Below are 5,937 nucleotides of genomic sequence, written 5' to 3'. Positions count from 1 at the left end.
GGAAGAACAGCCCCCGAGGAAAAGGGGGGGTTTCTTCCCTCAGGACTTTCCACTGTCGGAGGCAGCAGACCCCCTTTGTGCCCTGAACCTCAGACTGGAATCCGACCTGGATTCATGACCCAGGCCGGCCTTCGGGCCGGGCGGTGAACTTATGGGGGGCTTTCAGTTCTGTCCGTTATGCGACCCCGGAGGCACGGACGCTGGGACGAGCCCGATGCCCCACAAAGCCCAACGGGCGCTCACGATCGGTACGCGGCGTCGTGATACCTGCGCAGCCTGGGGCTACGGATCGCGGGCAGCCCGGCCAGGGTGTCCCTGAAGGCGCCGTCGTGGGGTTCCAGGGGGTACCAGGGGAGCGGAGGTAGCGGGTAGTCGTCGCGCAGGACACCTGCCGGGAGTCTCCCGGTGGCGGGCGTCGGCGAGGTCTCCTCCCCGGGGCTGGTGAGGTACGCCCAGACTCCACTGTCCAGGGGCACTACCGTCGCCTCGCAGTCGGGTGGGCGCCACGGCTCGCCCGTGCCGGGGTGGCGGGGAACGAGGAGGACATCGGGGCGGGGCCGGGGCTCGGGGATGCCCGGGCCGGCCAACCCCACCGAGCGGGGGTCGGGCCCGGACGGGAGGTAGCGGGCCACGGCGTGACCGAGCAGCTCGGCGACGGGGCCGGCGGGGAGGGTCACCGGGTGGTTCTCGGTGGCCGCCACGAGGTGGGCCAGCGCGACGCCGACCGCGGCCTCCCAGCGGCGGCTCCACGACCCGTCGGGTTCGACGGGCAGGACGCGGTGTTCGGCACGCTCCAGGTCTGCCCAGTCGGGCAGCGGGTTGTCCGGGAGCCCCGAGGGCCGGCGGACGACCGCGTCGGGCTCCAGCCACACCGTCTGCCACGAGCCGCAGTCGTCGATCCGCGTCGCCACGGCCCGTCCGCACCCCACACAGGCCAGATTGGGCCCGGCCCGGCCGTCCACGCCCCGGCAGTAGCCCTCGCACTTCTCCAGGATCAGAGTCATTGACCGGGAGTCACCGGGCGCGATGACGATCCTGCCCCGCGCGCCGAAGGAGACGGAGTACACCGGGGCGTACACCCCTTGCCGGGCAGCTACTTCCTCTCCCACGTCCTGCCACAACCGCCAGGGCGGTCCGGTGGGCAACGGGTCGACGGCGTACGTCCCCGGCTCCATCAGTGGAGGGTGAAGTTCCTCCCAGGCACCGTGGTGGGTGTGGACGGGGAGCCCGACCTGGGACACCGGTGCCGTCAACTCGGTGCAGCACCCGGCACATGCGAACACGTCCAAACAAGCTCCCCCCGCTGCGGTTTCCCGGGATTGTGCCTCTCCCGCAACAGGGAATCCATCGGATTTCGGAGCCGGTACCAGGGCTGCCGTGGAGGCGGGGTGACGTCCTACCGGTAGTCCCACTCCTCATTGGGCAGTGAGTGCCAGAGGTCCAACCAGTCGTGGAGCAGGAAGAGTGGGCGGGTGAGGTTGACGTCTCCGGCCCACTGGGAGCGGATCGCAAGACCAAGGTCGAGGAAGACCGGATCGACTGCCGGGCTGTACCTCAGACGGCCGTACGCCGTGCGATGGACGATCCAGTCCTCCACCCGCGACCCTTGCCCGGGTCGACGAGCTTGAGGCCGAGCGCGGGTGCCGCCAGGGCGAGCATGACCAGCGTTGATACGCCCAGCGTGAGGGCGGGGTGCCGTCGCGCGGGCCTCAGCAGGGCGCCGAACACCCGGCCCGTCTCGGCCTCGGCCCGCTTGGTGCGGACCGGCTTGCCGCGGGCCGCGCGGCGGGCCGCACGCAGCTCCGGTGCGGTGGCCGATCTTCACCAGGAGCGCGGGAAGCGCGGTCAGGGAGCTGGCCACGGCGACCGCCACGACCAGGATCGTGCCCGTCGCCAGCGAGGAGAAGATGACGTCCGTGGCCAGGTAGAGGGTCGCGGTGGAGACGATCACGGCGAGACCGGAGACCACGATGGCCCGGCCCGCGGTCACCGCCGCCAGTTCCACCAGGGCCTCGGAGCTGAGCCGCCCGCCGGCGCGGGACCGTTCCTCGCGTTCGCGCTTGAGGTAGAAGAGCGTGTAGTCGACGCCCACCGCCAGGCCGATGAGCAGGATCATGTTGGTCCCGACCCCGGGGTCGGGCAGCAGATGGGACGCGACCATCGACAGTCCCAGGGCGGCGGCGATCGATGAGAGCGCGAGCAGCAACGGCACGCCGGCCATGACCACCGATCCGAAGACGATCAGCAGCGTGATGAGCGTGACCGGCAGGGTGATGCGCTCGGAGAGCGCGAGGTCCTTCCCGCGCTGGTCGTTGACGCCCTTGCTGATGGACGGGGAGCCGGTCTCCTCCACGACGAGGTTCGGGTGGCCGTCCTGGACCTTCGCCGTCTGGGCGAGGAGCGGGCCGACGTTCTTCTTGCCGTCCAGCTCGGGGCCGTTGAGGACCACCGGAACCCTGACGACCTGGCCGTCCTTGGAGCTGACCGGAGCTGCCACGCCCTGCACCTCGGGAAGCTTGCGCATCCACTCGATGAGGTCCTGCGCCGCCGAAGCGGCGGCGGCGGTGTCCAGCGGTCCGGACCTGGCGTGGATGATGACCTGCTCGGTCGGCCGCTGCTGCATGCCGGCCGTGCTGGCGATCGCCTCGGCCCGCCCCGCCTCACCGACCCGGTAATCCTCGGTAGTGGCCTCGTGGGAGCCGACCGCGATGCCGATGCCGAGGCACAGAATGACGAACGCGAACCAGCCGGCGATCGCACGCCACGCGTGCCGGGCGCTCCATCGGGCTATCTGGACAGGGAGTTGACTCATACCCGAGATCCTGGTCTGCCAAGGGCAGAACCCGACACGCCCAGCCGGTTGAACCTGAGGTCCACCAGTCAGTGGACGGCAGGGGGAGGCGTCGCCGCCGTTGATGCCCTTCGGATGCTCCGCGACGGGGCGCCTCACCCTGAAGAAGACCCGGACAACGGCCGAGCGTCTTGCGAGCGAGCCTCCTTGCACGACACGTGTTGGGATCAGTAGGTTCCGATTCCAAGCCACTGAGCTGCGGAGACTCTAGGAGAGCCCGCGCCAGGACCGATGACCCCGAGAGAACCTGAGAGCCAGGGCTGGCGGATCGTCAACGCACGGAGGTCCGCACCGAGCCCCGCCACCGGGACGTGGCCCTCGCCGATGCGGCGCAGCGCCTCGGGGAGAGTCACGTGCCAGTCGCCCGCGAAGGCGAGCGCGCGGTCGTCGACGTAGAACGCGGCGCCGAGCTTCTTGTTGGTGACGAGCAGCTGGTCGCCCGTGTTTGTTCTGGCAGGCCCGTGTCCCGCAAACAACATGTCACGTAGGACGCAAGCTAGTTCGGGGGTGAGTCATGGCTCGGCCGAAGCCGTGGCATGTCGATGACGAGCTGTGGGGCGGTGATCGAGCCGTTGCTGCCGAAGGTGGAGCGCTCGGATCATCGAGTGGGCAGTCCTAGACGAGTAGATCCCAAGTGCGGAATCGCGTCTGGCGGCCGGCTGGCATCATGGGAGTTCGATCTTGAAGGAGGGCTGACCAGTGAGACTCGTCCGCGACCCCGTTTACGGCGAGGTGGATCTCACCGCCTCGGCGGAAGAACTGAACCGCTTGGCAGCCGCGGTGGCCGAGGGCGAGGGGCAGTTCAGCTCGACGTCTTCGCCCGGCAGCCACGATTTGGCGGGGGTCGAGGTCGGGAAGACTTCCGGTCCTGGGGTCCGTGTCCACCTCGACTCCCTGCGGCAGATTCTTGTGATCAGCGGTGACTCCGCCGCTCGGGCCGTATTCGCGGACAACCTGCGTGCCATGGCCGCTGCCGAGGACGGCGGCCACCTCCATGTCGACTACTTCCCTGATCACCCCTACCTGGTCGAGGGATCTCTGCCGTTGGTGGTCAACAGCCCGCATGGAGGCATGCCCATCCGGTGAACGGGGGCGGCCCGTCGATACGGGTCAGTGATCGTAGGCGACCAGCGACCGGGTGACCGGTGCACCGATCTTGTTGTTGTGCCAGATCCCGGCGGTCATCGCCAGGACGCGCTGCGCGACCCGGACCGCGACGCCCTCGAAGGTTCGGCCACCTTGTTGTTCCAGGTCAAGCGGCCCTTTGGCTGGCGGTGGGCACCCTCCCCCGTTTGACGCGGCGGAACTTCGGAGCCACTCGTCTAGCTAGAAGGGAGGCCAACAGGAACCGGGGGGAGGCGTGGGGTTAACGCGCTTCCCACCTCGCATCTCCAGCGGCCAGCGCCGGTCGATGACGGTCGCCGTCTTCTTGCAGGCGCCACAGGCGTTGGCCCAATCCGGCACCCACAGGTAGGGAGAGACGGAGAGGCCGTCGTGCTGTATGCCGCACAGGGTCGCGCCGGAATCCGTGTAGGCATAGGCCGTGTCATAGGCGTGTGCCATGTCCTGAGGCAGCGACGGTGAGTCTGCCCGCTCCCAGCGCCCGTACATAGGCTGGTACTGCGGCCGGGAAACCTCACCGGGGTCGTGTCCCAGCTCGGTCCACGCGTAGCACCAGGAGCAGAACCACCGCTCCTTGACTGGCAAGTCCCATGCCATTCGCGGTTCCGATACCGGTGCCTGCCGCATCTCGTGTCCACACACATCGCACGTCACAGCCGGATCCTGTCATGGCGACTCCACACGCACCGCTGGCAGCGGGGTCCTCGGCCGAACCGCATTCCGATAGGGGTTCTCAGCAGGGAGGCCTGCTCGTATCGAGTCGCCCGGCACTGTCGCTTTCTTGCCGCCTCGCGGTCGCTCCTGACGTGATGGACATCACCGCCCCCAGGGCTGCGTCAGGCAGCACCCGCAAGGCCGTCTGGGTGGACGCCTGCGTCCGCGTCGAGTGTTGGGCGCGTAGCCGTTCGATCTCAAGGTGCTGAGCGGTGAGCCGGGAGAGAGCGAGTTGTCGGAAGGCCACGAGTTCCTTGAGCTGCTGTTCCTTGGCTTGTAGCCTCTGGGCCAGGGCGGCGTTGGCGTCCTTCAAGCGAGCGACCTGGGAGTCTCGGGGGTCCGGAATCGCTCCAGCGCTCTGCATCGCCTTCAGTCGACGAGTGAACTCCTCGGCGAGGTGCTGGTAGGGGCCCGGCCTGGTGGTGCCATCGCGGTCCTTCTTCTGGTAGAAGGCGGTCCGGGTGACGCCAGCCTCGGCGGCCAGAGTCTTGAGGTCGCACCGGCCGCCGTCGGGTACGTCGCCGCGCAGCAGTCGGTCCATGGCAGAGCGGATGGCGTTCTCGTTGCGGGCGCGGGCTTGTTCGGTGATGCGGGCCATCTCACGCTCCGCTCTTGTCGGCGGTATCGATGGCTGCCAGGACTCGCAGGTCGCGGTCGAGTTCCTGCTGCAGCCGGGTCTTCTCGCTTCGCTGGCTGCGGCCGATCGCGGCGATGAACGCCTTCTTGTTCTCGGCGCTGGCGGCCCAGACGGGCCGGTGGCAGGGGTGGTGGGTGGCCTGCGGGCAGCGCGCGGCGTCGCACATCCCTACCAGGGGCTGGTCAGCGGCCGGTGTGCCGGCGAGCTTGAGGCACAGGGCCTTGGAGGGATCGGCGAACCAGCAGTAGTTCGCGGTGCCCAGGTGCAGGGTCTTGGCACGTCGGGCCAGGAGGTTCATCACCTCCTGGTCGCCGCGTCTGGTGGCCGGGGCTCCAGGGTCGCCGCTGGCCCGGCTGTCGACGAAGGCGAAGTAGTCGAGCAAGCTCTTGGCGCCGGGGCCGGAGGGCATCCGGCCGGCCTTGTAGTCCTGCCAGACCTGCCAGGTGAGGTCCTTGTTGCGTTCGGCTTCCAGCTTTCCGACTTCGGCGAGCAGGGCGGCCTGGGCGCCGCCGGGGCGGGCTGATGGTGGAGTCGGGTATTGGAAGTGTCCGAATGCCTCAGGCCGCGCTCTCGACGATAGACAATCAACCGGTGACTCGACCCGTGAACCGCG

The 5,937-nt window shown here is 68.8% G+C and carries 4 protein-coding genes and 3 pseudogenes; 1 reads left to right on the top strand and 6 read right to left on the bottom strand.

Annotation, left to right across the window (positions count from 1 at the left end; genetic code table 11):
* Positions 1-239: 239 nt before the first annotated feature.
* The 3 genes and pseudogenes from ACZ5OX_RS37945 to ACZ5OX_RS37935 form a co-directional block, all read right to left on the bottom strand.
* Positions 240-1,004: a hypothetical protein gene (locus ACZ5OX_RS37945; RefSeq protein WP_465636590.1), complete on the bottom strand. Its 765-nt coding sequence runs from the start codon at positions 1,002-1,004 to the stop codon at positions 240-242.
* 601 nt (positions 1,005-1,605) lie between these two features.
* Positions 1,606-2,812, bottom strand: a pseudogene (locus ACZ5OX_RS37940) (MMPL family transporter); the annotation flags it as partial.
* Positions 2,813-3,018: 206 nt separating this feature from the next.
* Entirely contained in the window at positions 3,019-3,330 is a 312-nt protein-coding gene (locus tag ACZ5OX_RS37935) for a hypothetical protein (RefSeq protein WP_465636589.1), read from the bottom strand.
* A gap of 220 nt (positions 3,331-3,550) precedes the next feature.
* Here ACZ5OX_RS37935 and ACZ5OX_RS37930 point away from each other — a divergent pair, with 220 nt between their 5' ends.
* On the top strand, positions 3,551-3,937 hold the full coding sequence (locus ACZ5OX_RS37930; protein WP_465636588.1) for an Imm32 family immunity protein: 387 nt from the start codon (positions 3,551-3,553) through the stop codon (positions 3,935-3,937).
* Between the two features lie 24 nt (positions 3,938-3,961).
* Here the strand turns inward: ACZ5OX_RS37930 and ACZ5OX_RS37925 are convergent.
* The 3 genes and pseudogenes from ACZ5OX_RS37925 to ACZ5OX_RS37915 all read right to left on the bottom strand — a co-directional run.
* Positions 3,962-4,117, bottom strand: a pseudogene (locus tag ACZ5OX_RS37925) (IS982 family transposase); the annotation flags it as partial.
* A gap of 589 nt (positions 4,118-4,706) precedes the next feature.
* Entirely contained in the window at positions 4,707-5,285 is a 579-nt protein-coding gene (locus ACZ5OX_RS37920) for a hypothetical protein (protein WP_465636587.1), read from the bottom strand.
* Between the two features lies 1 nt (position 5,286).
* Positions 5,287-5,937 (bottom strand): annotated as a pseudogene (locus tag ACZ5OX_RS37915) (hypothetical protein); the annotation flags it as partial.

It is taken from the genome of Kitasatospora sp. NPDC032121, from assembly GCF_055580145.1.
Note: the sequence above shows the minus strand (reverse complement) of the source record. Positions and strands in the feature narration are given on the sequence as shown.

Bases quoted from the DNA above. Each gene is read 5' to 3' on its own strand.
- ACZ5OX_RS37945 (WP_465636590.1), bottom strand. From the start codon at position 1,004: ATGACTCTGATCCTGGAGAAGTGCGAGGGCTACTGCCGGGGCGTGGAC.
- ACZ5OX_RS37935 (WP_465636589.1), bottom strand. From the start codon at position 3,330: ATGTTGTTTGCGGGACACGGGCCTGCCAGAACAAACACGGGCGACCAG.
- ACZ5OX_RS37920 (WP_465636587.1), bottom strand. From the start codon at position 5,285: ATGGCCCGCATCACCGAACAAGCCCGCGCCCGCAACGAGAACGCCATC.